Source organism: Pseudonocardia asaccharolytica DSM 44247 = NBRC 16224, from assembly GCF_000423625.1.
GTDB lineage: Bacteria > Actinomycetota > Actinomycetes > Mycobacteriales > Pseudonocardiaceae > Pseudonocardia > Pseudonocardia asaccharolytica.
Map to the genome: position 1 here is coordinate 1 of NZ_AUII01000002.1, position 26,439 is coordinate 26,439.

Consider the following 26,439-nt stretch of genomic DNA (forward strand, 5'->3'; position numbering starts at 1 on the left):
GTCCGGGCGCGGGCGGGGACGCGGACGGCGTGCGGGTGGTCGTGTCCGCGGTCGCGAGCTCGGCGGTAGAGGTCGGCGGCCCAGGGGTTGGCCTTGACGCTGTCGCCGGCGAAGTCGCAGAGCGCGTCGCGGAGTTGCTTGTCCGCGCCCCAGCGGAAGCCGAGGGCGCGGATCTTGCCGGACTGCCGGGTGGAGGGTGCGACGCCGGCGAGGCAGGCCAGGGAGTCTGCGGTGGGGAATCGGCCGCGGGCATCGCCGATCTCGGTGAGCAGCCGGGCGGCGCGCAGGGTGCCGGCGCGGGGCAGGCTGGTGAAGATCGGGGCGTCGGGGTGCAGGGCGAGCTGCTCGGCGATCCGGGCGGCGAGCGCGTCGATCTGCGCGTTGATCGCGCGCAGGGTGGCGACGAAGGCGGCGGTGACCGCGGCGGCGGTGTCGCCGGCCGGGCCGGTCGCGCCGCGGGGGGCGCCGGTGAGCCGCTCGTGCAGGGTCTGCGCGGGGGTGCGGCCGCGGTGGCCGACCGAGGTCAGCCAGGCGGTCCAGCGCTTGATCGAGAGCCGGTCCGCGCGCTCCTGGGTGCCGAAGCGCTGCAGGAAGCGCGGGCTGATCTGGGAGTCGATGTCGGCGAACAGCCCGACCGCGCCGGGAAAGCAGATCTGCAGGTGCGCGCGCAATTGGTCGGCCACCGCGATGCGGTGGGCGAGGAGGGCCTTGCGGGCGCGGGTGAGCGGGCGCAGCGCGGTCGTGGCCGGCTGGTCGACCAGCGGCGGGCGCAGCCGGCGGCGGTCGGTGCGCACGACGTCGGCCAGCACGTAGGCGTCGAACCGGTCGTCGGTGTTCCCGGCCGAGCCGTAGCGGCTGCGCAGGTTCTTCAGCTGGCCCGGCGGGATGACAAACACGACCAGGCCCGCCGCGCGCAGCGCGTCGACGATCGGCCCGTCCGGGCGCTCGATCCCGACCTCGACCACTCCGGCCTTGACCAGACGCTTGACCAGGGTGCGCAGCCCGGACGCGTGGTGGGTCACCAAGAACCGGCTGGTCTGCTCGCCGTCGGGGGCGACGATCGACACCGCGTGGTCCGCGCTGGCCCGGTCCACCCCGCCGGGGGGCCGGGGCGGCTCGAGGCCGCCGACGGTCTCGGTGACACTCAGCGTTGTCTCCTCGCTGTTGGCGCAGTGGGAAGAGACCCGGTGGTCCCCGGACGCGGCAGCCGGTCGCTCACTGATCGGCACTCGGCGGTGCACGGCCCTGTAGCCAGTCGGCGCGTCCTGGGCCACCGGACCTCGCAGAACTCATGCCCGACCTCGGGGGTCGAGCGAGCAGGGCGATGGCCCGGTGGGGACCTTGGGTGCGCCCGAATCCTGGATCAACAACCAGGCTCGGACATGAGGAGGGTGCACCAGTGAGCACCGCGCAGCGGACCGGAGCGCCACCGGGGGGCGCGTATACGGCCGAGGAGATGATGAGTGTCGCCGCGGCGCGGGCGTTGCGCGACGGACAGCTCTGTTTCGTGGGCATCGGGCTGCCCTCGACCGCCGCGAACCTCGCCCGCAGGCTGCACGCGCCTCGGCTGGTCCTGATCTATGAGTCGGGCACGCTCGATACGAAGCCTGAGCAGCTGCCGCTGTCGATCGGTGACGGCATCCTCGCCGAATCGGCGCTCACCGTCGTCTCGGTTCCGGAGGTCTTCAACTACTGGCTGCAGCCGGGGCGAATCGACGTCGGGTTCCTCTCCGGAGCCCAGATCGACCGCTTCGGGAACATCAACACCACCGTGATCGGCGACTACGACGCACCCGATGTGCGGCTTCCCGGGTCCGGCGGCGCCCCCGAGATCGCCGCCTCGTGCCGCGAGGTGATCGTCGTCATGCGGCACCGGCGACGGGCGTTCGTGGAACGGGTCGACTTCGTGACCTCGGTCGGGCACGGTGCCGGCCCGGGTGACCGGGAGTTGCTCGGACTGCGCGGGGCCGGACCGGTCCGGGTGATCACGGATCTCGGTGTGCTCGAGCCCGACCCCCAGACCCGCGAACTCGTGCTCACCTCGGTGCATGCGGGGATCACCATGGAGCAGGCGCGGGCCGAGACCGGATGGGACCTTGAGATCGCCCCGGAGCTGGAGGTCACCGCGCCACCCAGCGACGATGAGCTCGCGGTGCTGCGCGGGATGCGGACGGTGGGGGAGCCGGGATCATGACCGGGCGGCCGCCCGAATGTGGCAGCCGACGTACTCGGCGCGCGACATCCGCCACTCCCCACCCAATGTAACGATCCGATCACATATCCTGGCGGGCATTGTTAACCCCCGGGTCGGTGGGGAGCCGGGTCTCAGCCCGTCCCTGCCGACCGTGCCCGCCCATCCCCCGGAGTCCACCTGTGCTCAGTGATCGCGAACGCGGCATCCTCGCCAGCATCGAGCGGGACCTCGTCACCAGCGACCCACATTTCGCCCGCCGGTTTCAGGTACTCGCGATGGCCCGCCCACGGCGCCCTCTCGCCCCGAGCGGCATTCGGGGGGCCGGACCGGCGCCGTTCGTCCTGCTGATCACCGGGCTCACCCTGCTGGTGCTCGGCGGGGTGACAGCCACGCTTCCGATCGTGGGCACCGGCGTCGTGCTGGCGCTGCTCGCGCTCGTCATGGCCTCGCTGATCACGGCGCCGCGTCCCGGTCCGGCCTGATCATGCGCGTTATGGAGCCATAATGCGCTCAGGCCTGGCGGGTTCCGCGCATTGTGGAGCCATAAACGCGCTCAAGCGGCTAACCGTGCGCGAGATCGGCAAACCGGCTGTAGTGCAGCTGGTGCGCCACGGTGATGGTGTTGGTGGGCCCGTTGCGGTGCTTGGCCAGGATCAGATCGGCCTCGCCCGCGCGCGGGTCATCGCGCTCGAACGCATCGGGGCGGTGCAGCAGGAGCACCATGTCGGCATCCTGTTCGATCGAGTTGTGCGCGGCGACGCCGTTGGCGATGAAGTTGTGGGTGCCCGGCACCGTGGCGTCATAGACCGGCTGCTTGCCGAGGCTCGTGATCTCCACGATCTCGTCCCAGAACACGTCGTTGGTCGCGAGCATCTCCAGGCCCGAGTCGAGCAGGACCGCGGCCGCCCGGGCCAGCGGGGCGCGGCTGGGCGAGTGCTTCCACGCCGGCGAACTGCTCGCACGTTCGAGTCTCGACGCCGTCGAGCCGCAGAAGCGCGAGCCCATCGCGGTGGCGACGTCGCGGTGTGTCATCCGCCGAACGGCGAGCAGCGCGCGCACCCGCGGCCACACCGCAGGCGGGATGGTGTCGAGATTCGTGTTGGCCGCGATCGCCCCTAGCCGCTCCGCCACCTCGTGTGCCGCCGCACCGCGGACGCCGTGGACACCGATGAGCTGGACGAATGCCCGCTGGTGCTCCGAACCGGTGATGTGCAGGTGCCAGCGGTCGCGGTGTCCCGCCTCGCGGATCCGTTTGCTGCGGCTGAGGATCCCGAACCGCAGCAGGAGGCGGGAGACGTCGTCGACCAGCCTGCGGCTCGTCGACACGTAGGAGATCCGGTCGAGATCGGCGTGCTCGCCCCAGCTCACCGATCCGTCGGTGGCCCAGAGGTGGCTCAGGAACAGCGCGAGCTGCTCGTCGGGGAGCGCGAAGACCGGCTCGGGGACGAACGAACGGGCTGCCACGGCGACCACCTCCCGGTTCGCCTCGTCCGTTCCGGCGTACCGCAGTGGCCGGCGTCGGACGAACGAACCGTCACCGATCAGGTGGGCCAGCAGGACGACGTGCTCCTCCGGCATCGACACGGCCTGCAGCGGTGCCGGGATCCGCCGGGGGGTCGCGAGCCGCTCACCAGGGCCCAGCTCACCGAGCGGGCACCACCCGTCCATCGTGAGGAACGGGTGGTTCGCGGTCGCCTCGACCTCGCGGCCCGAGGCCAGACGCAGCCGGAAGACCTCCTTCACCCCGCTCGGGAAGACCGCCGTCATCTCCCGCGGAACCATCCGCATCCGCTCGTCGAGCGACCACAGCCGCACGCCGGGCTCGCCGGACGCGAGCAGCTCACCGAACGTCACCTCGGCGCCCGTATCGGCCCTCAGCAGGCGCGTGCCGGCGGTCAGGCAACCCGACTCGCGGAGGTCGGCGAGCATCGGCCGCTTGTCCGTGCGCTGCTCGGGGCCCCGGTTGAGCTGGCTGATCGCGACGATCGGCACCTCGAGCTCCTTGGCCAGCAGCTTGATCTGCCGGGAGAACTCGCTGACCTCCTGTTGACGGGACTCGACCCGCCGGCCCGAGGTCATCAGCTGCAGATAGTCCAGGATGATCAGCTTGAGGTCGTTGCGCTGCTTGAGCCTGCGCGCCTTGGCCCGAACCTCCATCAGGGTCAGGTTCGGCGAGTCGTCGATGAACAGCGGCGCCTCGCTGATCTCGCTCATCCGTCGGGCCATCCGGGTCCAGTCGTCGTCGCTCATCCGGCCCGCGCGCATATCGGCCAACCGGATCCGCGACTCGGCCGACAGCAGCCGCATGACGATCTCCGACCGGCTCATCTCCAGGGAGAACACCACGCTGGTCAGCCCGTGGCGGACCGAACAGGAGCGGGCAAAATCCAGACCCAGTGTGGAGTTGTGCGTGGGCACCATCGACCGGCCGGCGAGGTACAGGTGCTCGCCGTTGTCGACCTCGATGCAGCGCACGGGGACGCTCGGCACGGAGCGCACGGCCACCACGTAGCGGGGACGAGCGCGGTGCGCGTGCTCATCGCTGCGCTCCTTGTGGACGCGCCGCTTGCGATCGAGGCGGAACACCTCGTCCTCGGTGGTGAAGTCGAGCGTGTAGGCGACCGATGGCTCCTCGCTGCGTCCGCGGACCCGCGTGCGCGTGGTGGAGCAGCGGTGGCCGAGCCCGACGACGAGCTCGCGCACTCCGTCGAACAACCGCCGGTTCATGGCGCTGAACTGCAGGTTACCGGTGCTCGTCACCGTGCCGCCGGTGTCCATGAGGCCGGCGAGGAGTTCCCGCCGCTGCCGCGCGGAAGCACGCAGGTACTCCGCGGGAATGTGCTTGTCGCCGAGGACCCGGAGAGCCCGCAGCCGAGCCTGGGTCAGGCGGCGGCCCTCACTCTCGACGTACTCCGCGATCTCCGGATCGTCGGAGGTGAACGCGGCCGTATCGCTCGATCCATCGCCCAGCCAGACACCGAGCGCATACGGCGCGACGGGCAGGACCCGCTCGGGCAGCCGCAACGGCGCGCAGGTCTCGACGGAGTGGTTGAGCCCGCCATCGGCGGTGGCACACCGCAGGGTCGCGGCAATCTCCTCGGTGGTGCGGACGGCGGGCAGCACCGCCGGCGCCCCGCCGCGATCACGCGCCTCCTGAGACGCCCGCCGCGCGGCCCGGTCGGCCGTGAGCCACTGATGCTGGGCGTCGGCGACGATCACCGTGCCGTCGGAGAACTCGACCTCGCAGCACGGTCGGCCGATCATCACCTCGGTGGCCGCGACAACTCTGGTCGGCCGGCCGTCCGCGCCGAACAGCGCGTCACCGACGCCGACCTCGCCCATGGTGGTCCACCCCATGGGCGTGGGCAGTGGCGTGTCGAGTGCGAGCGCCTTCCCCAACCCTGGCCGCGCCGCGACGACGATCATCTGCCCGGGGTGCAGGCCGTTGGTGCACGCGTCGAGATCGGCGAAGCCGGTGGGTACCCCGAGGGCCACCCCACCGCGGGTGGCGATCGCGTCGATCTCGTCCATCGTGGGCTGCAGCAGTTCCTCGAGCGGGACGTAGTCCTCGCTCGTCGAGCGCTCGGTGACGTCATAGATGGCGCTCTGCGCGCGATCGACCACCTCGTCGACCTCGGCGCCCTCCGCGCCGTGGTAGCCCAGCTGCACGATCCGCGTGCCGGCCTCAACCAGCCGGCGCAGGATCGCCTTCTCCGCGACGATCTCCGCGTAGTACGCGGCATTGGCCGCGGTCGGCACGGTGGCGATCAAGGTGTGCAGATAGGGGGCACCACCGAGCCGGATCAGCTCGCCGCGACGCTGCAGCTCCGCCGACACCGTGACCGCGTCGGCAGGCTCACCGCGACCGTAGAGATCGAGAATGCACTCGTAGACGGTCTGGTGCGCGGGCCGGTAGAAGTCCTCCGGATGCAACACCTCGACCACGTCGGCGATTGCGTCCTTGCTCAGCAACATGCCGCCCAACACGGACTGCTCGGCCGTGAGGTCCTGCGGGGGCTGACGGTCGAACGGCGCCTCGGAACCACCCTCGTCCGCGCGCACCGCGCGCGGACGCCCGGCCAGCCGATCATCCGTCAGAGCCATACGCAGAGTCACCCCGCTTTCCATTGTATCGAACATCAGTTCGATCCGCATCTGGCCGGTCGCCCCGCGCGACTACCGATCGGTGAACGGTCGGCGTCCTCAGGCGGGCCTGCGCACTCCGGAGAACGTGAGGCTAGGTGGGTTCGCGGCCGAGATCAAAAGAGCGTGTGCACCAACCTGGGGACTAGCTGGGGACTAATCCGCCCACACCCAGGACAGGTTCGGGAGAACGCTGTGGATGGCATGTGGACAACTATGAAAATCATGGTGTCTCTGCAGGTAGCAGCATTCGCTACAGGTGTGGACAACATCCCGTGGGCGTGTCGCGCACGGACGCGCCCCGGCGTGTCGCGACGGCGGCGGCCCACCCCTGTCCGGCAGCCCGCTCCGCGCCGCTGCGGCGGCTCGGGACCGCCGGTTGCGCACCTGACGGGGACGGCCGCACCCCAGTTGCGGACACGACAGGGGCAGGACCGAGGCGAACGTGCCTCGATCCTGCCCCTGTTACGCAGCGTGTTCAGTCCGGCCAGGGGCGCCGACCCTGGTCAGCCCGCGACGACCGCGATATTCAGATCGGTGGTCACCTCGGGGTGCAGCCGAACGGTCACCGCGTGCGTCCCGACCGTCTTGATGTGGCCGGGCACCTCGACCGCGCGGCGGTCGAGTGGCGGACCACCCGCGGTCCGCACCGCCTCGACGACGTCGGCCGCGGTGACCGAGCCGAACAACCGCCCGGAGTCGCCTGCCGCCTTCGCCGTGACGGTCACCGAGAGGCCGCCCAGCTGTCCGGCGACCTCCTTGGCGTGGTCGAGGTCGCGGATCTGGCGAGCCTTCTGGGCCCGCTGGATCGCGGCGACCTGCTTCTCTGCCCCCCGGGTAGCCGGGATCGCCAGCTTGCGTGGCAGCAGGAAGTTGCGGCCGTAGCCGTCCTTCACCTCGACGATATCGCCGGGCGCACCCAGGTTGGGTACGTCGGCGGTGAGGATGAGCTTCACTGCGGTCCTCCTCAGCGGGCCGTCGAGGTGTAAGGCAGCAGGGCGACCTCGCGCGAGTTCTTCACCGCGACCGCGACGTCCCGCTGATGCTGACGGCAGTTGCCGGTGACCCGGCGAGCCCGGATCTTGCCGCGGTCGGAGATGAACTTCCGTAGCAGGCCGGTGTCCTTGTAGTCGATCTCCTGGGCCTTGTCCTTGCAGAAGGCGCACACCTTCTTCTTCGGCTTGCGCAGGACGGGCTTGGCCATTCGTGGTGCTCCTGGAGGGTCTTAACGGGTCTCAGAGTGGTCTCGGCGTGACTTCAGAAGGGGGGCTCGTCGTCGGCGGCGGGGCCGCTGCCCGCGGGCGGCGCGGAACCCCACGGGTCGTCGTAGCCGCCGGCGGCAGAACCGCCGCCACCGCCACCGAAGCCGCCGCTGCCGCTCCCCCGGCTGACCTTGTTGACCTTGGCGGTGGCGTAGCGGAGCGAGGGACCGATCTCATCGACCTCAAGCTCGATGACGGTGCGCTTCTCGCCCTCGCGGGTCTCGAAGGAGCGCTGCCGCAGCCGGCCGGTCACGATCACCCGCATCCCGCGGGTGAGGGTTTCGGCGACGTTCTCCGCCGCCTGGCGCCAGATGTTGCAACGCAGGAATAGTGCCTCACCGTCGCGCCACTCGCCGGTCTGGCGGTCGAACATACGCGGGGTGGAGGCCACGGTGAAGTTGGCCACCGCGGCGCCCGATGGGGTGAATCGCAACTCCGGGTCGGCGGTGAGATTGCCGACCACGGTGATGACAGTCTCGCCAGCCATGGCGATCTCCTCAGCTCGCGGCCGGGGCGGGGGTGCGCTTGCGCTGGTCGCGGCGGAGCACCTTGGTGCGCAGGACCGACTCGTTCAGACCGAGTTGCCGGTCGAGCTCGGCCACGGTGGCGGGCTCGGCCGTGATCTCGAGGACGGCATAGATGCCCTCGGAGTGCTTCGCGATCTCGTAGGCGAGCCTGCGCTTGCCCCACACCTCGACCTTCTCGACGGACCCACCGTCGGACCGGACGACGTTGAGGAAGGTTTCCAGGGACGGCGTCACAGTGCGCTCGTCCAGGCTCGGGTCGAGAATGACCATGAACTCGTAATGACGCATGAGAACCACACACCTCCTATGGACTCGTAGCGGTCGCGGTCCACCCGCGACAGGAGGTTCTCACCGCGCCCCGACAGAATCCGGCCACCAGGAACATCCGGCGGTTTGTCCTACGACGCCCAGGTGGGCGCCGGTCAGGGCGACAGGCCGAGGTTACCAGGGCGGTTGTGACTGATCCGGACCGCCCGGGCCCGAGCCGTCGGGGTTCGCCACTACGCTCGATGCATGCTCATCGGGGCCCACGTCCGGGACGACGATCCGGTCGGCGCCGCGGCCGAGCGCGGGGCCGACGTCGTCCAGTTCTTCCTGTCCGACCCGCAGGGGTGGAAGAAACCACCCACTCACCCTCAGGCCGAGCAGCTGCGCTCCTCGGACGTCACCGTGGTGGTGCACTCGCCGTACGTGGTCAACGTCGCGTCGCCGAACAATCGAATCCGCATCCCCTCGCGCAAGCTGGTGGTGCAGCACGCCACCGCCGCGGCGGCGGTCGGCGCCATCGGTCTGGTCGTGCACGGCGGCCACGTCACGCAGGCCGACGACCCGGCAGTCGGCTTCGACAACTGGCGCAAGTTCCTGTCCCGCCAGCAGGACGAGGGCGGCTTCGCCGTCCCGGTCCTCATCGAGAACACCGCGGGCGGGGAGCGGGCGATGGCCCGCAGGTTCGACGCGCTGGCCCGGCTGTGGGACGCCGTCGGCGAGTTCGAGGTGGGCTTCTGCCTGGACACCTGTCACGCGTTCGCCGCCGGCGAGGAGCTCGGTGACGTCGTCGACAGGGTCAAGGCGATCACCGGTCGGATCGACCTGGTGCACCTCAACAACTCGCGCGACGAGTTCGGCTCGGCCCGCGATCGGCACGCCAACATCGAGGGGGGCACGATTCCGCCGGACCAGCTCGCCGCGGTCGCCGCCGCCGCGGGTGCCCCGATCGTGGTGGAGACCCCCGCCGACGGCCAGGCCGCCGACATCGCATTCCTGCGCGAGCGGCTCGGACGGTGATCGGGACGGCGGTCGGTCAGGCCCGGGGGCCGGCTCGCACGGGTCCCGAATCGGAAACGGCGGCGGGCGGGCCGCCACGCAGCAAGCTGCTGCTCGCCGTCCTCGTGCTGCTCACCGGCGTGACCTTGGCGCTGGGCTTCGTCAACAAGGACCGGTGCACCGGCCCCGGCTTCGACGACGCGGGTCGCAGCGTCCCGGACTACGACATCCGCATCGACCGCGACGTCTGCTACTCCGATATCCAGCATCTGTGGCTCGGCCGCGATATCGACCAGCACGTCTTCCCCTACGTCGACGGCGATATCACGCCCGAGGGCCAGCTGGTCGGCGGAAGCGTCGAGTACCCGGTGCTCACCGGCCTGCTGATCTGGGTGGGCGCGCTCGGTGCCGGCACCGACGCCGAGTTCCTGCTCGGCTCCGCGCTGCTGATGGCCCCGTTCGGCCTGGCGACCGGGTGGCTGCTGGGCCGGCTGTCGGGGTGGCGGGCGTTGCTCTGGGCAATCGGCCCTCCGCTCGTGCTCTACGCCTTCCACAACTGGGACCTGCCGGCCGTGGCGTGCGCGGTCGGCGCGGTCTTCGCCGTGCACGGCTGGCGGACCGAACGGCCGCTTCGGCAACGGGCGACCGTGGCCGCGGTGCTGCTGGGGCTCGGTTTCGCGTTCAAGCTCTACCCCGGTGCGTTCGTGGTGCCGCTGGTGCTGCACGTACTCACCCGGGGTGGGGCCGGGGCCGAACGAGCCGTCCTGGACTGGCGCGGCGCGCTGCGGGTGTCGATGGCGGCGGGTCTGACCGCCGTGCTGGTGAACCTGCCGTTCGCGATCGCCGGCTACGAGGGCTGGCGGGCGTCGGTGACGTTCCAGCAGCTGCGCAAGGTCGATATCACCACCAACTCGATCTGGTTCTGGGGCTTCCGCCCGGAGTCCGACCCGGACAATGTCGCGTTCCAGGAGCTGGTCTCGTGGCTGTCCCCGACCTTGGTGCTGGTTTCCTTCGTGCTGGCCGTCGCCGTGGGCTGGTGGCGCTGGCGGCGCGACGGCGTCTACCCCTGGATCGGGGTCAGCGCCGCGATGCTGTGCGGGTTCCTGCTGCTGCACAAGGTGCATTCGCCGCAGTACACGCTGTGGCTGCTGCCGTTCTTCGTGTTGCTCCGGGTGCCGTGGACCGTGGTCGGCGCCTATCTGCTCGCCGACCTGGCGATCGGCATCGGCATCTTCCGCTGGTTCTACGCGATCAAGGTGGGTGCTGGCTTCGATATCTTCACCGGCTTCTCCGCCCAGGCCGTCGCGATCGGGGTGTGGGGACGGGCCGCACTGCTCATCGTGCTGTTCGTACTGTTCCTGAAGGTGCCCGAGACGGTCCCGAGGGCCCGTGAGCCCGCCGTGGCGACCGCCACCTGACCCTCCCCCTCACCCCGGCTACCGGGCTCAGCGCCAGGCGAAGACGGGCTGTTCCAGATGCGCCACCCGCGTCGGGCGCCGGTGCAGCACCAGCTCGCGGAACTGGTAGAGCACCGCCCCGGTGGGGGCGTGCAGGAAGCGGTCGAACAGCGGCACCTGGATCACCGGGGCGTCGGACTCGGGGATGGTGCGGAACCGCGGCTCGACATCGATCTGGCGCAACGGAATGCGGTAGAGCGACTCGACCTCGTCCGGGTTGGGCCGCAGCTCGTCCACGTGGCCCGCCCACAGCACCACCGGAGTGATCAGATAGCCGGAGCGGGTCGGATAGTCATCGAGCAGCCCGAGCACGGCGTCGGAGCCCACATCGAGGCCGAGCTCCTCGGACAGCTCGCGGCGGGCGGCCGCGGTGACGGTCTCCCCGGGATCGACCCGCCCGCCCGGCAGCGCCCACTGGCCGGAATGCCTGCGCATTCGCGCGGCCCGGCGGGTCAGTGGGAACGCCAGCCCCTCGGCGATATCCGCGCCCTCGCCAGTGGTCAGCAGCGTGATCGCCACCGCCGCGACCGCCAGGTCGGGGCGGTCGACGGGCCGTCGTTCGAACCCGGCCATGGCCTCGGCCACCATCCGTCTCAGCGCGCCCATCCCGCCCACCTCTCCCGGCTCTGCGCCACTCCGTCCGTGCCGGACTGCCCGGCGTCCCGGGCTCCGGCGACCTCGACCCCGCCGTTCACCCGGCCGAACGGGCGGACCGGCCAGTCGGGGTCCTCGGAGCCGAGGGTCCGCAGCGGGTCGGTCGTCGGCCGCAGCACCGTGCGTACGACGAGCACGCACAATCCGACGACCAGCGCGTCGCGCACCAGCACCGTCGCGAGGAACCAATCCGGCGGCAGGCCCTTGTGCTCGGGGGTCAGGTAGTAGTACATGCGCGGCACCCAGACGAGGGCGTCGACGAGCATCCACCCGAGCAGCAGCCGCCAGTACGGCAGCGCGAGCACCGCGAGCGGCACCAGCCACAGCGAGTATTGCGGACTCCATACTTTGTTGACCAGCAGAAACGCCGCGACGACGAGAAAGGCCAGCGACGCGAGCCGCGGCGGCCGGGGTGCCATGGCCGCGAGGACGACGATGCCCACACAGGCCGCGGCGAACAGTCCGAGGCTCACCGCGTTGAGCATCGACGGCGGCTGGCCGGGCTGCAGCGGGCCGTCGAAGCCCAGCCAGCCGGTGAAGTAGCTGACCACGAAGTAGAGCGAGTCGGGGTCGGCAGGCCGGGTCCCGTTGAGCCGGAAGAACTCCCACCAGCCGGTGGTGAACACGAGCGCGACGGGCGCGTTCACCAGCACCCAGGCGGCGACGGCCGCCCCGATCGTCCGCCCGGCGGTGCCCACGTCACGGCGTCGCCAGGCCACCAGCAGCACCGGCAGCAGCAACAACATCGGATAGAACTTCGCGGCCCCACCGATCCCGATCAGCACCCCGGCGAGCACGGGCCTGCGCCGGGCGAGCGCGAGCATCCCCGCCGTGGCGAACGCGACGGCGAGCGCGTCGAAGTTCGTGAACACATGGACGAGGGTCAGCGGGGACAACGCGACGAGCGCGGCGTCCCACGGCCGAGACGGTCGCAGCCTGCACACCGCCCACACCGCCACCAGCCAGGCCAGCGCGAGCCATGCCGCCGAGATGTCGAAGTAGACGACCACGGGCAGCGCGGTGGGCAGCGGCAGCCGGTCCGCCAGCCACAGCCATCCGGCGGCGAGGCGGGCGTTGCCCCACTGGAAGAATCCGGTGAGCACCGGATACTCCATATAACGGACCCGTTCGTCCGGGGTGCCGGCGTCCTCGACCCAGGAGTCGCGATAGGGCAGCGCGCCGACGTCCACCCGCTCGATGCCGTAGAGCGGGACGGTGTCGGAGTAGCACATCGCGACGTACTGGCGGTTGTTGCGCCAGTCGAGCGCGAGCGCGCCGTCCGCGGTTCGGTACTGCTGCAGGCACGGCGCCTTGCCCAGCCAGCCCAACGCCAGCACGAGCACGCCGAACAGCAGCACCACCCGCAGCGGCGTCCAGAACCGGCCGCGCCCGACCAGTGCGTGCCTGCCGAGCGGGCCCCCGACGATGCGGCTGGCGGCGGTCGCGAGCGGCTCGGTCCAGGTGGGAACGACGCGACCCCGGGGGGCTCGGGTCGTGCCGGTCGCCGGGCCGCGTTCGCTCACCCTGCCCCCGGCGTTGCCGGCCCCCGATGGTTCGGGACGTTCGGTCGCGGTTCGGCGAAGCTGTTGGGCTGGAAGTCGAAGTTCTCGCCGTTCGGGAACGTGAACTCGCTCTGGTCGTCCCGGTCACGGGAGCGACGGTTGTTCCGGGTGGTCTCGGTCGAGTCCGAGTCCGACCGGCTCGATGCGCTCGAGCTCGCCGTGGAGCTGCTCGAGCCGGTCGAGTCCGCTCCGGTCACCTCCGCGTACGGGGCCTGCCCGATCGGGACGAACCTTGAGAACTGCTGCTTCGGCGTGCCCCTGAGCGCGGCGTTCATGTACGCCTGCCAGATCGAACCGGGCAGCATTCGCCCGTAGATGGGCCGTCCGGACGCGTTCTTGATCGGCGAGTTGTCGTCGGTGCCGACCCAGACCGCAGTGGATATCGACGGGGTGTAACCGATGGTCCAGGCGTCGTTGTTCTGGCCCTGGATCCGGCTCTGCACGGTGCCGGTCTTGGCCGCCACCGGCCGCCCGTCGGACAGCGCGATCCGCGAGGAGGACGCGACATCGGTCATCGACTCGGTCACGTTGCGCGCCACCTTCTGGGAGAACACCTGCTGGCCCGGCACCGAGCTGAGGTCGAACAGCACCCGGCCGTCGGCAGCGGTCACCTTGGTGACCATATGCGGTTCGCGATGCACCCCGTCGGCGGCGAAGGTACCGAAGGCCGACGCCATATCGACGGGGTGAACCTCCTTGTCTCCCAGGGAGATACCGCCGGTGGGGTTGGGCAGAAGGTTCTCCGGGATGCCGGCCTTGTGCGCGGCCTCGGTCACCGCCGCGGGCCCGATCTGCATGGTGATCTGATAGAAGACGGTGTTGATCGACTGGGTCATCGCGGTCTTCACCGTGCAGCTCGGGCAGCTGAACCCCTCGGAGTTCGACACCTTGACCCCGCCGAAGGTCTGCGGTGACGAGCCGTCGAACACCGAGCCGAGGCCGATCGGGTTCGGCTGCTGCAGCGCCGCGGCCAGCACGAACGGTTTGAACGACGAACCGGGCTGCTTGAGCACCTGTGCGTAGTCCAGGCCGACGCCGTTGTCCCCGCCGTAGTAGGCCAGGATTGCGCCGGTCTGGGGATCGAGGGACACCAGCGCCGTGCGCAGGTTGTCCGGCTGCCCCTTCGTGATCTTCTTGACGGCGTTGACGGCGTCCTGCTGCTTGTCGGGCTCGATCGTCGTCGTGATCGTCAGACCCTCGGTGTTGATCTCCGCGTCGGTGATGCCGCGTTCCTCGAGCTCCGCACGCACCTGGTGGTAGATGTGCCCACGGCTGTCCCCGGGGATGCCCCCGCCCACCGGCTCGGGTTGCTTCCACCGGGGGAACGTCGCCCCGGCTCGATCGGCTGGGGAGAGCCAGCCCTGCGCCACCATCCCGTCGAGCACGAAGTTCCAGCGCTCGAGGGACTTCTCCGGGTTCTTCGCCGGATCCCAGCGCGACGGCGACTGGATCAGCCCGGCCAGCATCGCGCCCTCGGAGACCGTCAGGTCCTCGACGGTCTTGTCGAAGTAGGCCTGGCTCGCCGCCTGCACGCCGTATCCCCCGCGGCCCAGATAGATGACGTTGAGGTAGTTCTCGAGGATCTGGTCCTTGGTCTGCTCCTTGGACACCTTGACCGCGAGCACGATCTCCTTGTACTTGCGCCACAGCGAGAACTCGTCGGCTCCGGTGGTCACCTTCACGTACTGCTGGGTGATCGTGGATCCGCCACCGATTCCGCCGGTGAGCTGGTTCCACACCGCGCGCGCGATGCCGGTGATATCGAAGCCGGGATTGGAGTAGAACGAGCGGTCCTCCGCGGAGAGCACCGCGTTGCGGACGTGTTCGGGCACCTGGTCGAGCGTCACCTTGGTGCGGTTGACGTTGTCCGGGCGCACCGTGGCCAGCGGGCTGCCGTCGGCGTAGGTGAAGGTGGCCACCTGGGTGATCGCCGCGTCGTCGGCCGTCGGGACGGCGAAGATCATCCAGCCGATGACGAACGCCAGCAGCGGGCCGATGACGGCGAGGCCGGCAAGGACGTAGAGGGTCCGGCGGATCCGTCGCCACATGGTCTTCCGCCGCTCTTCGGAGCCGGGCCGGTCGGCGCTTGCCGCGCCGGGCTGCGAACTGCCGGAGCGGGGCTCGGGCCCCCCGGGGCCGTGGCGCTCGGCGAGCGCGAGCCCCGGTGCCCGCGCGCCCTGCTCACCGCCGCCCGTGTCGTGGGTGAGCAGCCCGGCCTCCTCGGGCCGGCTCGCGCCGCGCCGGTCCGGCGGGGGATGTCCCGGCGCAGGGCCCGCCGGCGGGCCGGGCGGGCGAAGGGGCGGTGGCACGCGGCCGGGCGGAGGGCCACCGGGCGAAGGGGCTGGCCGCGGCGGTGGTCCGCCCGGCCGCCGCGGTGGTCCGCCCGGCCGCGGCGGTGGTCCGCCCGGCCGCGGTGGCGCGGCGGGGCCGACCGGGCCGTGCGGACGCGGTGGTCCGTCCGCCGGCGGCGGGACAGCCCGGACACCGTCGTTCCGGGGGCGCCGCTCGAACCGGGGGTCGCGCTGATCACTCACCATTGGGCTCCGTTGGTCCGATCGCTGCGCCGACCCATCCCAGCGAGCTGGGCATGGGTCCGAGGGGGGCGCAGCTCGGCACCACGGGGCCCGGTCTGGCGGGCGGGCGGTGCCAGATTCGTCGATCGATCACTCGGCGGCGGTCCTCCGTCGACCCGACCGACCGGATCGCCCGCCGGTCCCGAGCACGTAGGACAGCACCAGATGGTTCCAACTGCAGGTGCGGCAGACTTCCACCGTGTAGACGGAGAACTCCGCGAAGAGGGTCTCGAGCCGGTCCAGCTCCTCGGCCTTCCGGGCGGAGCCCGCGGCATGCCCGAGCTCCTCCCCGAAGATCCATGAGACGTGGACCAGCCGCTCCTTCCGGCAGACCGGACACGTCTCCGCACTCGGCTCGCCGTGGAAACGAGCCGCTCGGAGCAGGTAGGGATTGGCATCGCAGACCTCGGCCACCCCGACCCGACCGGAGTGGACGTCGACGAGCAGCGCTCTGCGCTGCAGCGCGTAGTCGACAACCTGTCGCTGGGTGAGCACCCGACCAGGGTACGCGCGCCGGCCGTCCACCTCCCCGGACCGCCCGGCAGGAGGACCACCGGCACGGATCAATTCCCAGATGTATCGGAACGATATAATGCGGTACGCCAATACCCGGCCGGGCGCATCGGCAGGGTGAGGCCAGGCTGTGGAGGGGGTCGTCGATGCTGGAGCTGGCGATCCTGGGGCTGCTCAACGAGGCCCCGATGCACGGCTACGAGCTGCGCAAACAACTCGGGGTCCGGCTCGGCGGCTTCCGTGTCTTCTCTTACGGCTCGCTGTACCCCGCGCTACGCAGGCTCACCCGCGCCGGCCTCATCGCCGAGGACACCGACCAACCGGTCCCGGAGACCACGAGCGGCGCGTGGTCACGACGCAGCAGACGGGTGTACCGGATCACCGCGGAAGGGAAGGAACGCTTTGCCGACCTGCTGTCTGACGGGAGCCGCCAGACGTGGGACGACGAGAGCTTCGGCGTCCATCTCGCGTTCTTCTCGCGGACACCGGCGGAGACCCGCATGCGCATCCTCGAGGGTCGCAGGCGGGCCGTCGAAGAACGCCGCGAGGGCCTGCGGTCGGCGCTCGCCCGAGCCGGTGAGCAGATCGACCGCTACACCCGCGAGCTGCACCAGCTGGGCCTGGACAGCACCGAGCGGGAGGTGCGCTGGCTCAATGAGCTGATCACCCGCGAGCGGGCCGAACAGGGAGAACACGAGAACACTCCGGCGTCCGCGCCGGAGCCACACGAGAAGCCATGAAGGAGGAGCCGGCCATGAGCCAGGTGCGTGTCGCCATCGTCGGCGTCGGCAACTGCGCGGCGTCACTGGTACAAGGCGTCCACTACTACTCGGACGCCGACCCGGCCGCACGCGTCCCGGGGTTGATGCACGTGGACTTCGGTGGATACCACGTGCGCGACGTCCAGTTCGTCACCGCGTTCGATGTGGACGCCAAGAAGGTCGGCCGTGACCTCTCCGAGGCCGTCTTCGCCAGCGAGAACAACACGATCAAGATCGCCGATGTGCCGCCGCTCGGCGTGCCCGTGCAGCGTGGACACACCCTCGACGGGCTCGGCCGCTTCTACCGAGAGACGATCACCGAATCCGATGAGGAGCCGGTGGATGTCGCGCAAGCGCTCCGGGACGCCGAGGTCGACGTGCTGGTCTCCTACCTCCCGGTGGGCAGCGAGTCGGCCGACCGGTTCTACGCGCAGGCGGCCCTCGATGCGGGTGTCGGCTTCGTCAACGCGCTGCCGGTGTTCATCGCCTCTGACCCGGTGTGGGCGGAGAAGTTCCGCGCCGCGGGTGTCCCGATCGTCGGTGACGACATCAAGTCGCAGGTCGGCGCGACCATCACCCATCGCGTGCTCGCCAGGCTCTTCGAGGACCGGGGCGTCCAGCTCGACCGCACGATGCAGCTGAACGTCGGCGGCAACATGGACTTCCTCAACATGAAGGAGCTGGAACGCCTGGAATCAAAGAAGGTCTCCAAGACGCAGTCGGTGACCTCGCAGGTCGACCGTGACCTCGGCCGGGACAACGTGCACATCGGCCCCTCGGACTATGTGGCCTGGCTCGACGACCGCAAGTGGGCCTACGTCCGGCTCGAGGGCCGCGCGTTCGGCGATGTGCCGCTGAACCTCGAGTACAAGCTCGAGGTCTGGGACTCGCCCAACTCCGCCGGCATCATCATCGACGCTGTGCGCGCCGCGAAGATCGCCAAGGACCGCGGGATCGGCGGCCCGATCCTCTCCGCGTCCAGCTACTTCATGAAGTCGCCACCCGTCCAGTACAGCGACGACGTCGCCCGCGAGGCGGTCGAGCAGTTCATCCGGGACGAGCGCAAGGACTGACGCCTGCCTGCCCGAGAGGGCCCCGGTGCCCGGCTTCCGCCGGCCGCCGGGGCCTTTTTCTTGTTTGGAAATCGAAAAGGTTTCAGGGCGGATCCTGAACTTCCAAGATGGAAGATGTTTCACTCGGCCGGCGTAATTACAGACAGATCTCGGCGATATGTGTGAGGTACCTCACCCAGCTGACCACTCGCTCTTGTGACGCCCGAGCTAAATAACACCGATGACATTCATCTATCCGTGCCATTATTGATGTGATTACAATCACACAAGAATCCGAGAAAACTGAGATTCTTGTCATGACAACTCACCGAGATCTGTTCGTAATTTCTCCGGCGGCCCCGTGAGCCGTCGTTCATCCGGAACGGCGGGCATCGGGTCACCGTCCGGACGGACGGGTCGTGGCTCGGTCGACTCCCTCACGGCCGGGCGTGCTCGCGGCCCGACCTGAGCCCGCTCCCGGCTTCCCCGAGCCGCGGAGCGGGCCCCTCAGCACGCGTCCGGCGGTGCGACCGAAGGAACTCCGCGTGTCCGAAGATCGATCCACCCTGCCCAGACCCGCCCCGCTGATCCGCACGGCCGTCGTCGCCGCCACTGCGGCCGCTGCGGCGATGTTCGCGCTGCTCCCAGCCACCGCGTCGGCGCCGGCCGCCCCCGGCGCGAACGCGGCGAACGTCGTCATCCGCGACGTCCAGACCCTCGCCGCGCACGCCCCGGTCGCGGCCCGCACCTCCGGCCTGCAGAACGCGCTGGGCAAGGTGGGCGCGCCCTACCGATGGGGCGCCGCCGGACCCAGCGCCTTCGACTGCTCCGGGCTCGTGGTGTGGGCGTTCGGCAAGGCGGGAGTCTCGCTGCCGCGCACCAGCCGGGCCATGTCCACGGTCGGCACTCCGGTCGCCAAGAGTGACCTGCGCCCCGGTGACCTGGTCTTCTTCTACCGGCCGGTCAGCCACGTCGCCATCTACGTCGGCAACGGCAAGGTGGTGCACGCCAGCACATCGGGCCAGCCGGTCAAGATCAGCGACATGAACCGGATGCCGTTCAGCGGCGCACGGCGCGTCTGACGCGACGCACCCGGGTTCGTCCGGCTCCGATGGAACGAATCGATTGCGTAGGGTCGGGCCGTGAACACACCCACCCGTCCGCTCGCGCTGGTCACCGGCGCATCCCGGGGCATCGGGGCCGCCGTGGCCCGGGCTCTCGCCCCGCGGTACGACCTGCTGCTCGGCGGCCGGGACGTGGCGGCCCTCGACGGGGTGGCAGGTCAGCTGCCCGGAGCCAGACCCTGGCCGGTCGAGCTCACCGACCCCGCGGCGGCAGCGGCCGCCACCGCCGGCATCGAGCGACTCGACGCCCTCGTGCATTGCGCCGGCGTCGGCCTGCTCGGCACCGTCGCCGAGACCGACGTCCAGACCTGGCGACGTCAGTTCGATATCAACGTCGTCGCGGTGGCCGAGCTCACCCGGCTGCTGCTGCCCGCGCTGCGGGCCGGCTGCGGCGACGTGGTGCTGATCAACTCCGGTTCGGGGCACAACGCGCGGGCCGGCTGGGGCTCGTACGCGGCGAGCAAGTTCGCGCTGCGCGCCTTCGCCGACGCGCTGCGCGCCGAGGAGGCGGGCAACGGGCTGCGGGTGACCTCGGTCCATCCCGGCCGGGTCGACACCGATATGCAGCGCGCCGTCGTCGAACAGGAAGGCGGTACCTACGAGCCCAGCCGCTACCTGCGGCCCGAATCGGTGGCCGGAGCGGTGCTGCTCGCGGTGACCGCACCACGCGACGCCATGCTCACCGAGGTGTCGGTCCGCCCGACCGGGCGCTGAGCGGCGCTTGCGGAGCGAACATCGGCGCTGAGCGGCGCTACCATCACCCCATGCTCGACCCCGACGAGGTGGACCTCGCCGAGCTGGTCGATGCCCTCGCCGACCGGTCCCTCGAGATCAGCTGGTGGATCGACCCACGAAACGGCCGGATCCGTTCGGTCCTGCCCGATGTGGATCGTGAGGGACCCGGGGACGACGGCTGGGTGCTGATCACCCCGACGCAGTCGCGGGAGAGCTATCGCGATATGGCCGACTTCGTGGAGGGCGTCCAGCATCGCCGCGCCGCCGAGCTGCTCGACCGGGCCCTCAATGGCCGGGGCGCGTTTCGCCGGTTCAAGAACACGCTGTTCGAGTTTCCCGAGCTGCGCGACCGGTGGTACCGCTTCCGCGATGCGCGCTCGCGTCGCCGGGCGTTGGACTGGCTCGCCGACAACGGGCTGGTCGAACCCGAGGCCGCGGCGCGGGCCCGGCTCCACTACCCCGATCCGGAGCCGACGAACCAGGACGTCCCGGCGGCGGTCGCCGGCGATCTGGCGACGCTCTACGGCGAGCGGCTCCGGCAGGTCCTGCTCTACGGTTCATGGGCTCGCGGCGAGGGCGGCGTCGAGTCCGACCTGGATCTGCTGGTGGTGCTCTCGGACCTCGGCTCGGTCTGGGACGAGCTGCGCCGGATGGACGACGTGCTCTGGCGGCACACCCAACGGTCCGGGATCACCATCACCGCGCTCCCGGTGAGCCAGGCGGAGATATCCCGTCCCACGATGCCGACGGTGATCCGAGCCAAGGTCGAGGCCGTGCGAATCGCATGAGCCCACCCGGAGTCGCCCGAGCCCGCGAGGAGATCGCCGCGGCGGCGCTGCTGCGCGACCACGGTTTCACCGCGCAGGCGGTGTCCCGCTCGTTCGACGCCGCCCACCACGCCGCCGAGACCGCCCTGTTCGTGCTGGGCGAGACCCGGTCGGAGCATTCCGATGTCATCTCGGCGGTCGTCCGACGGCTCGTCCGGGAGCGCGCTCTCGACCCGCAGGCAGGCCGGCTGCTGCGCTCGCTGTTCAACCGGTCGGCGCTGGCCGACCGCTGCTACGACCCGGTCCCACCCGCGGAGGCCGCGGCCGCCGTCGCGGATGCGACCTGCGTGGTGAACCTGGTCGCCGAGTGGATCGACGACCTGGATCGCAGCGGGCTGCGCGGCCTCGGCCGCAATGCGACCCAGCTACCCGCCAGGCCAGCCAGACGGCGGCATGGCTGAGCGCAGCCCTGGTTCAGCCGACGACGTTGACCAGCCGCCCGGGCACCACGATGACCTTGCGCGGCTCCCGGCCGTCCAGCAGGGCCGCGATCTTCTCGTCGGCCAGCGCGGCCCGCTCGACGGCGTCCGGTCCGGCGTCGGCCGCGACCGTGATCCGCGACCGCACCTTGCCGTTGACCTGGATCGGATACTCGATCGTCTCGGCCACCAGATACCGCTCGTCGGCCTCCGGGAACGGCTCGTAGGCCAGCGTCTGCTCATGGCCGAGGATCGACCACAGCTCCTCGGCGATATGCGGGGCCAGTGGGGCGAGCATCAGCACCAGTGGCTCCGCCACGGCGCGCGGCACGCCCCGGCCCGACCCCGGTGCGTAGGACTTCGTGAGGTGGTTGTTCAGCTCGATCAACTTGGCCGCGGCCGTGTTGAAGTGCAGCGCCACGAAGTCGACGTGCACCCCGGCAATGGCCTTGTGCAGCGCGCGCAGGGTCTCGGGCTCGACCTCGTCGACCTCCACGACGTGCGGGCGGCCGGTCTGCTCATCGACCAGGTTGCGCCACACTCGCTGCAGGAACCGCAGCGAACCCACCGCATCCCGGGTGGACCACGGCCGCGAGACATCCATCGGACCCGTCGACATCTCGTAGAGGCGGAACGTGTCGGCGCCGAAGCGTTCGCACATCTCGTCGGGCGTCACCACGTTGCGCAGCGACTTGCCCATCTTCCCGTACTCCCGGTTGACCGGCTGCCCGTTCCACGTGAAACGCCCCGGCCCTTCGACGTCGGGATCCTCGACGACCTCCTCGGCCGGCACGTATGCGCCACGGGCGTCGGTGTAGGCGTAGGCCTGGATATAGCCCTGGTTGAACAGCCTGCGGAACGGCTCCTCGGAGCTGACATGGCCGAGGTCGAACAGCACCTTGTGCCAGAACCGCGCGTACAGCAGGTGCAGCACCGCATGCTCGACGCCACCGACGTACAGATCGACGCCGCCGGGGTCGCCCGGCTGCGCCGGGTCCTTGCCCAGCCAGTACTGCTCGACCTTCGGGTCGACGAAGCACCGGTCGTTGTCCGGGTCCAGGTAGCGCAGGTAGTACCAGCAGGAGCCGGCCCACTGCGGCATCGTGTTCGTCTCGCGGCGGTAGCGGCGCGGTCCGTCGCCAAGGTCGAGCTCGACCTCGACCCAGTCGGTCGCGCGGGACAGCGGCGGCTCCGGCTCGGTGTCGGCCGTCCCCGGGTCGTAGATCTTGGGTGAGTAGTCGTCGACATCGGGCAGCTCGATCGGCAGCTGCGACTCGGGCAGAGCGACGGGTAGGCCGTCGGCGTCCCAGACGATCGGGAACGGCTCACCCCAGTACCGCTGCCGGGAGAACAACCAGTCGCGCAGCTTGTACTGGACCACGGCCTCGCCCTCGCCGCGGGCCACCAGCCAGTCGGTGATGCGGGCCTTGGCTTCGGCGACACCGAAGCCGTCCAGGCTGATCTCGTCGTTCGCGGAGTTGATCGCGCGGCCCTCGCCGGCGTACGCCTCACCCTCCCACCCTGCGGGCGGGGAGACGGTGCGCACGATCGGCAGGCCGAACGCGGCGGCGAAGTCCCAGTCGCGCTGGTCCTGGCCGGGCACCGCCATGATCGCGCCGGTGCCGTAGCCCATCAGGACGTAGTCGGCGACGAAGACCGGGATCGGCTCGCCGGTGACCGGGTTCGTGGCGTAGCCACCGGTGAACACACCGGTCTTGTCCCTGCTCTCCTGGCGGTCCAGCTCGGACTTGCGCGCGGCGGCGTCCCGGTAGCCGGCGACGGCCTCCCGCGGGGTGCCGGACCCACCGGTCCAGCGGGGGTCCACATCGGACGACCAGGCCGGCGGCGTGATCGCGTCGACCAGCGGGTGCTCCGGCGCCAGCACCATGTAGGTGGCCCCGAACAGCGTGTCGGGACGTGTGGTGAAGACCTCGATCGAGGCGTCCGTGCCCACGACCGGGAAGCGCACCCTCGCCCCCTCGGAGCGGCCGATCCAGTTGCGCTGCATCGACTTCACCGAGTCCGGCCAGTCCAGCCGGTCCAGGTCGGCAGCCAGCCGGTCGGCATAGGCGGTGATCCGCATCATCCACTGCTTGAGGTTGCGGCGGAAGACGGGGAGGTTACCCCGCTCACTGCGGCCCTCGGCGGTGACCTCCTCGTTGGCCAGCACCGTGCCCAGCCCGGGGCACCAGTTCACCGGCGCCTCGGAGACGTAGGCGAGCCGGTAGGAGTCGATCATCCGGCGCCGCTCGACCGAGCTCAACCCGGCCCAGTCGCGCCCGTCCGGGGTGCGCCGGGCCCCGCTCGCGAACTCGGCCTCCAGCTCGGCGATCGGCCGAGCCTTCTGCCGCTCCTCGTCGTACCAGGCGTTGTAGATCTGCAGGAAGATCCACTGCGTCCAGCGGTAGAATTCGACGTCGGTGGTGGCGACCGAACGCCGCTCGTCGTGGGCGAGGCCCAGCTGGCGCAGCTGCGCCTTGTACCGCTGGATATTGGCCTCGGTGGTGACGCGCGGATGCGTGCCGGTCTGCACCGCATACTGCTCGGCGGGCAGGCCGAACGCGTCGAAGCCCATCGCGTGCAGCACGTTGCGGCCGGTCATCCGCAGGTAGCGGCCCAGCACGTCGGTGCCGATGAAGCCGAGCGGGTGCCCGACGTGCAGCCCGGATCCGGACGGGTAGGGGAACATGTCCAGCAGGTAGGTCTTGTCCCGGTCGGCGCCCGGCTCGCCGGGGTTGGGCGAGTGGAACGTTCCCTCGGACTCCCACCGCCGCTGCCACTTGTGTTCGATCCGGGCGGCCAGCGCCGGGCCGTAGCGAAACGGCGGGGCCTCCGCCTCCACGCCGTCGGCCACAGCACGCTGCGTGGTGGTGTCCGTGGTCATCTCCCGCTCACCTCGAGGCTCGTGACGGCCGTGACGTAACCGCCGATCAGTACCGAATCAAGGAACCCCGGCCCGACGGGCACAGGGGTCGTCGCGCCGGCGCTGGTTCAGCTCGGCGCGACCTCGGTAAGTCGGGCCGCCTGCACGTCCTCCAGCGTAACGCCGCTGGCCGGAGCGCCCCGAACGGGCTGGCTTACCCTGGCCGGGTGCCCGAACTCGCCCGCCTGATCCTCGGTGCCGTCCTCGTCGCCGCCGGTGTGCTGTTGCTCACCGTCGCCCTTCTCGGAGCCCGCGGCCGGCTTCCCCGCAACCGGTTCGCCGGGGTGCGAACCGCCGCGACGCTGCGCTCGGAGCAGACCTTCACGCTGGCCAACCGGGTGGCCGCGCCGCTCATCGGGGCGGCCGGTGCGGTCGGGATCGCCGGCGGAGCGGCGCTGCTCGCCGGCGCGCCCGGCATGGCGAGCTGGGTGCTGCTGATCGTGGCCGGGGCCGGGAGCCTCGTGCTCACCGGGCTGGGCGGGGCGCTGGGGGACCGGTCCGCCGCCCGGCTCGCCGCCGCCGAGCCGGAGCCACCGGCGTGCGGCGGGGTGTGCGCGGGCTGCGACCTCGTGGCGGGCTGCCGCCCGGCCGAGTCGTCCGGCTGAATCAGTCCGGCAGGAACATTCGGCACAGCGCGTCGGCGATCCACTCCTCATACCGCTGGGGCGACCAGCCGCGCTCCAGCACTACCTTGCGATAGATCATCGGCGCCCCGAGGGACCACAGCGTGTCGGTAACGGCCTCCTCGTCGTACCCGGCGCGCAGCGTCGCCTTGCCCGTGAGCGCCGCGGCCACGGTGCGTGATCCGGCCAGGCGCTGGGCCTGCAGCGTCTCCCAGAGCGCGCCCGCCTCCGGGTCGGCGGCGGCCGCCGCTGCCTCCACGGCGCAGTACACGCCCGCCACGCGCTCGTACATGGTGCGGATGTTGCGGGCGTGCAGCCGCAGCATCCGGCGCGGGTCGGGCTGGTCGATCATCTCCCGGAACCAGGGCCGGTCGCTGACGGCGACCTCCTCCTCGTCGCCCGCGAGCGCGATGTCGACGACCTCCTTGAGGATCACGCTCTTGCCGCCCACGGCGGTGAACACCGTCGGGCGGGCGACCCCGGCCGCGGCCGCGATGTCCTCGATCGACGTCGCCTGGAATCCCCGTTCGGCAAAAAGGCGGCCCGCGGCGGCGAGGACGGCGGCGCGGGCCTGGCCGCGCGGGATCGTCGAGCGGTAGCGCCGCCGCTTGACAGACCCGGCCACAGTCTTAGACTCCCAGTCTAACTAATCAGACTTCTAGTCTATCTGGAGGTCGGCGTGTCATTGGTCCGTGGGCAGCACCTGGTGGACGGCGCGGGTGAGGCGTGGTGGTTCCTCGGCACCCGCATGACCGTCAAAGCCGAGACCGCGCGTACCGCCGGCGCCTATACGCTCCTCGAGTTCGCCGCGCCCGCCGGCTTCGGCCCGCCCCGCCACGTCCACAAGGTCGAGGACGAGGCGTTCCTGGTGCTCGATGGCGACCTGCGCGTCGAGTGCGGGGACGACGTGTGGGAGGTCGGCCCGGGCGGATTCGTCTTTCTGCCGCGGGCGGTGCCACACGCGTTCGTGGTGAGCTCGGCAGAGCCCGTGCGGGCGCTGCAGATCACCAGCCCTGGCGGGTTCGAGCAGTTCGTGGCCGCCGTCGGCACGCCCGCGGCCGGTCCCGGTCTGCCGGTGCCGTCTCTGCCCGATGTGCCGCGGCTGGCCGCGGCCGCCAGCCGCTTCGACACCGAGATCACCGGTCCCCCGTTGGGTGTGCCCACTCCCCGCGGATGAGAGGCCACGCCGCGAGACCTCAGTTGAGGCCGACCTCGGCGGGGAAGGTCGCCAGCAGCGCAAGCGGCGCGCCCTGGCGGCGCAGCACCTGACCCCACAGATCGCTGTGCCGGCCGGTGAGGATGTCGTCGGGCAACGCCGGAACCACGAACCAGTCGCCGCGGTCGATCTCCTCGCGCAGCTGTCCGGCCTCCCATCCGGCGTAGCCCGCGAACACCCGCAGCCCACGCAGCCGGGGGGCCAGCGCGGCCGGATCACTCTCCAGGTCGACCAGCGCCACCGGGGCGCGCACGGCGACGAGCCCGGTCAGCCCGTTCGTGGTCTGGCCGGTGCGCAGGGTGGCCAGGCACAGGGCGGTGCGCCCGTCCACCGGTCCGCCCACGAACACCGACTGCGGCCGCGACGACAGCGGTGCCCAGGACGGCAGCACGTCCCGCACCTCGACCTCGCTCGGCCGGTTGAGCACGACGCCAAGGCTGCCCTGCTCGCGATGCTCGATCATGTACACGACGGTCCGCCGGAAGTTGGCGTCGCCCAGCCCGGGCGACGCCACCAGCAACGTGCCCGGCGCCACCGGAACCGTGGCACCGGCGCCGGCCCGGTCGTCCCTCACGGATCCATGTTCGCATCCGCCCGCGGCCAGTAGCCTT

The 26,439-nt window shown here is 70.8% G+C and carries 25 protein-coding genes; 12 read left to right on the forward strand and 13 right to left on the reverse strand.

Annotated elements, in window-relative coordinates:
• Positions 1–1,067: IS110 family transposase (locus tag G567_RS0102080; RefSeq protein WP_245585507.1), on the reverse strand; the 1,067-nt coding region annotated here is incomplete at its 3' end.
• 389 nt (positions 1,068–1,456) lie between these two features.
• Between G567_RS0102080 and G567_RS0102085 the strand changes: the two genes are divergently transcribed.
• Together G567_RS0102085 and G567_RS0102090 are read left to right on the forward strand one after the other, a co-directional pair.
• Entirely contained in the window at positions 1,457–2,194 is a 738-nt protein-coding gene (locus tag G567_RS0102085; protein WP_051232223.1) for a CoA-transferase subunit beta, read from the forward strand.
• A gap of 179 nt (positions 2,195–2,373) precedes the next feature.
• Positions 2,374–2,676, forward strand: a complete 303-nt coding sequence (locus G567_RS0102090) for a DUF3040 domain-containing protein (RefSeq protein WP_028928658.1) — start codon at positions 2,374–2,376, stop codon at positions 2,674–2,676.
• A 79-nt stretch (positions 2,677–2,755) separates the two neighbouring features.
• On the opposite strand, the gene dnaB is transcribed toward G567_RS0102090, so the two are convergent.
• The 5 genes from dnaB to rpsF all read right to left on the reverse strand — a co-directional run bounded on the left by dnaB (position 2,756) and on the right by rpsF (position 8,414).
• On the reverse strand, positions 2,756–6,349 hold the full coding sequence (gene dnaB, locus G567_RS0102095) for a replicative DNA helicase (protein WP_307724155.1): 3,594 nt from the start codon (positions 6,347–6,349) through the stop codon (positions 2,756–2,758).
• A gap of 494 nt (positions 6,350–6,843) precedes the next feature.
• Entirely contained in the window at positions 6,844–7,293 is a 450-nt protein-coding gene (gene rplI, locus G567_RS0102100) for a 50S ribosomal protein L9 (protein WP_028928660.1), read from the reverse strand.
• A gap of 11 nt (positions 7,294–7,304) precedes the next feature.
• A complete protein-coding gene (rpsR, locus tag G567_RS0102105; protein ID WP_013678623.1) occupies positions 7,305–7,541 on the reverse strand; it encodes a 30S ribosomal protein S18 in 237 nt (78 codons plus the stop codon).
• Positions 7,542–7,594: 53 nt separating this feature from the next.
• Positions 7,595–8,086: a single-stranded DNA-binding protein gene (locus G567_RS0102110; RefSeq protein WP_028928661.1), complete on the reverse strand. Its 492-nt coding sequence runs from the start codon at positions 8,084–8,086 to the stop codon at positions 7,595–7,597.
• 10 nt (positions 8,087–8,096) lie between these two features.
• Entirely contained in the window at positions 8,097–8,414 is a 318-nt protein-coding gene (gene rpsF, locus G567_RS0102115) for a 30S ribosomal protein S6 (RefSeq protein WP_028928662.1), read from the reverse strand.
• A 225-nt stretch (positions 8,415–8,639) separates the two neighbouring features.
• Here rpsF and G567_RS0102120 point away from each other — a divergent pair, with 225 nt between their 5' ends.
• Together G567_RS0102120 and G567_RS26310 are read left to right on the forward strand one after the other, a co-directional pair.
• Complete coding sequence (locus G567_RS0102120; RefSeq protein ID WP_028928663.1) at positions 8,640–9,410, forward strand: deoxyribonuclease IV; 771 nt, start codon at positions 8,640–8,642, stop codon at positions 9,408–9,410.
• Positions 9,407–10,807, forward strand: a complete 1,401-nt coding sequence (locus G567_RS26310) for a glycosyltransferase family 87 protein (RefSeq protein WP_373865910.1) — start codon at positions 9,407–9,409, stop codon at positions 10,805–10,807. Before G567_RS0102120 ends, G567_RS26310 begins: the two co-directional genes overlap by 4 nt.
• Positions 10,808–10,834: 27 nt before the next feature.
• Here the strand turns inward: G567_RS26310 and G567_RS0102130 are convergent, their stop codons facing one another.
• From G567_RS0102130 to G567_RS0102145, 4 genes are all read right to left on the reverse strand, one after another.
• On the reverse strand, positions 10,835–11,452 hold the full coding sequence (locus G567_RS0102130) for an NUDIX hydrolase (protein ID WP_037055623.1): 618 nt from the start codon (positions 11,450–11,452) through the stop codon (positions 10,835–10,837).
• Positions 11,440–13,023, reverse strand: a complete 1,584-nt coding sequence (locus G567_RS26315) for a glycosyltransferase family 87 protein (RefSeq protein WP_084795748.1) — start codon at positions 13,021–13,023, stop codon at positions 11,440–11,442. Before G567_RS26315 ends, G567_RS0102130 begins: the two co-directional genes overlap by 13 nt.
• Entirely contained in the window at positions 13,020–15,371 is a 2,352-nt protein-coding gene (locus G567_RS26320) for a transglycosylase domain-containing protein (RefSeq protein ID WP_245585508.1), read from the reverse strand. The genes G567_RS26315 and G567_RS26320 overlap by 4 nt, the downstream gene beginning before the upstream one ends.
• A 354-nt stretch (positions 15,372–15,725) precedes the next feature.
• Positions 15,726–16,130, reverse strand: coding sequence for a DUF5318 family protein (locus G567_RS0102145; protein ID WP_028928665.1), 405 nt, complete (start codon positions 16,128–16,130; stop codon positions 15,726–15,728).
• 164 nt (positions 16,131–16,294) lie between these two features.
• Here G567_RS0102145 and G567_RS0102150 point away from each other — a divergent pair, with 164 nt between their 5' ends.
• The 6 genes from G567_RS0102150 (at position 16,295) to G567_RS0102175 (ending at position 21,048) form a co-directional block, all read left to right on the forward strand.
• Entirely contained in the window at positions 16,295–16,888 is a 594-nt protein-coding gene (locus tag G567_RS0102150; RefSeq protein WP_028928666.1) for a PadR family transcriptional regulator, read from the forward strand.
• A gap of 14 nt (positions 16,889–16,902) precedes the next feature.
• On the forward strand, positions 16,903–17,982 hold the full coding sequence (locus G567_RS0102155) for an inositol-3-phosphate synthase (protein ID WP_147201165.1): 1,080 nt from the start codon (positions 16,903–16,905) through the stop codon (positions 17,980–17,982).
• Positions 17,983–18,506: 524 nt separating this feature from the next.
• Positions 18,507–19,043, forward strand: a complete 537-nt coding sequence (locus G567_RS0102160; RefSeq protein ID WP_051232111.1) for a C40 family peptidase — start codon at positions 18,507–18,509, stop codon at positions 19,041–19,043.
• 60 nt (positions 19,044–19,103) lie between these two features.
• Positions 19,104–19,799 (forward strand): SDR family oxidoreductase, encoded by a 696-nt coding sequence (locus G567_RS0102165; protein ID WP_028928669.1) that lies wholly within the window; start codon positions 19,104–19,106, stop codon positions 19,797–19,799.
• A 50-nt stretch (positions 19,800–19,849) separates the two neighbouring features.
• Positions 19,850–20,608 (forward strand): UPF0158 family protein, encoded by a 759-nt coding sequence (locus G567_RS0102170; RefSeq protein ID WP_028928670.1) that lies wholly within the window; start codon positions 19,850–19,852, stop codon positions 20,606–20,608.
• Positions 20,605–21,048: a HEPN domain-containing protein gene (locus G567_RS0102175; RefSeq protein ID WP_028928671.1), complete on the forward strand. Its 444-nt coding sequence runs from the start codon at positions 20,605–20,607 to the stop codon at positions 21,046–21,048. The genes G567_RS0102170 and G567_RS0102175 overlap by 4 nt, the downstream gene beginning before the upstream one ends.
• A 13-nt stretch (positions 21,049–21,061) precedes the next feature.
• On the opposite strand, the gene leuS is transcribed toward G567_RS0102175, so the two are convergent.
• On the reverse strand, positions 21,062–23,950 hold the full coding sequence (gene leuS, locus G567_RS0102180; RefSeq protein ID WP_169338703.1) for a leucine--tRNA ligase: 2,889 nt from the start codon (positions 23,948–23,950) through the stop codon (positions 21,062–21,064).
• 206 nt (positions 23,951–24,156) lie between these two features.
• Here leuS and G567_RS0102185 point away from each other — a divergent pair, with 206 nt between their 5' ends.
• The gene (locus tag G567_RS0102185; protein ID WP_051232113.1) at positions 24,157–24,594 is read left to right on the forward strand and encodes an SdpI family protein; all 438 of its coding nucleotides are present in this window, start codon (positions 24,157–24,159) and stop codon (positions 24,592–24,594) included.
• A 1-nt stretch (position 24,595) separates the two neighbouring features.
• Here G567_RS0102185 and G567_RS0102190 read toward each other — a convergent pair whose 3' ends face one another.
• The gene (locus G567_RS0102190) at positions 24,596–25,237 is read right to left on the reverse strand and encodes a TetR/AcrR family transcriptional regulator (RefSeq protein WP_051232115.1); all 642 of its coding nucleotides are present in this window, start codon (positions 25,235–25,237) and stop codon (positions 24,596–24,598) included.
• A 54-nt stretch (positions 25,238–25,291) separates the two neighbouring features.
• Here G567_RS0102190 and G567_RS0102195 point away from each other — a divergent pair, with 54 nt between their 5' ends.
• On the forward strand, positions 25,292–25,789 hold the full coding sequence (locus tag G567_RS0102195) for a quercetin 2,3-dioxygenase (protein WP_051232117.1): 498 nt from the start codon (positions 25,292–25,294) through the stop codon (positions 25,787–25,789).
• A 19-nt stretch (positions 25,790–25,808) separates the two neighbouring features.
• On the opposite strand, the gene G567_RS0102200 is transcribed toward G567_RS0102195, so the two are convergent.
• Positions 25,809–26,402 carry a YqgE/AlgH family protein gene (locus tag G567_RS0102200; protein WP_084795751.1) on the reverse strand — a complete coding sequence of 198 codons (594 nt, stop codon included), beginning with the start codon at positions 26,400–26,402 and terminating at the stop codon, positions 25,809–25,811.
• Positions 26,403–26,439 lie beyond the last annotated feature (37 nt).

Excerpts from the sequence above, each read along its gene's own strand:
- rpsR (WP_013678623.1), bottom strand. The coding sequence starts at position 7,541 with ATGGCCAAGCCCGTCCTGCGCAAGCCGAAGAAGAAGGTGTGCGCCTTC.
- leuS (WP_169338703.1), bottom strand. The coding sequence starts at position 23,950 with ATGACCACGGACACCACCACGCAGCGTGCTGTGGCCGACGGCGTGGAG.
- rpsF (WP_028928662.1), bottom strand. The coding sequence starts at position 8,414 with ATGCGTCATTACGAGTTCATGGTCATTCTCGACCCGAGCCTGGACGAG.
- G567_RS0102170 (WP_028928670.1), top strand. The coding sequence starts at position 19,850 with ATGCTCGACCCCGACGAGGTGGACCTCGCCGAGCTGGTCGATGCCCTC.
- G567_RS0102175 (WP_028928671.1), top strand. The coding sequence starts at position 20,605 with ATGAGCCCACCCGGAGTCGCCCGAGCCCGCGAGGAGATCGCCGCGGCG.
- G567_RS0102155 (WP_147201165.1), top strand. The coding sequence starts at position 16,903 with ATGAGCCAGGTGCGTGTCGCCATCGTCGGCGTCGGCAACTGCGCGGCG.
- G567_RS0102120 (WP_028928663.1), top strand. The coding sequence starts at position 8,640 with ATGCTCATCGGGGCCCACGTCCGGGACGACGATCCGGTCGGCGCCGCG.
- G567_RS0102150 (WP_028928666.1), top strand. The coding sequence starts at position 16,295 with ATGCTGGAGCTGGCGATCCTGGGGCTGCTCAACGAGGCCCCGATGCAC.
- dnaB (WP_307724155.1), bottom strand. The coding sequence starts at position 6,349 with ATGCGGATCGAACTGATGTTCGATACAATGGAAAGCGGGGTGACTCTG.
- G567_RS0102110 (WP_028928661.1), bottom strand. The coding sequence starts at position 8,086 with ATGGCTGGCGAGACTGTCATCACCGTGGTCGGCAATCTCACCGCCGAC.
- G567_RS0102130 (WP_037055623.1), bottom strand. The coding sequence starts at position 11,452 with ATGGGCGCGCTGAGACGGATGGTGGCCGAGGCCATGGCCGGGTTCGAA.
- G567_RS0102085 (WP_051232223.1), top strand. The coding sequence starts at position 1,457 with ATGATGAGTGTCGCCGCGGCGCGGGCGTTGCGCGACGGACAGCTCTGT.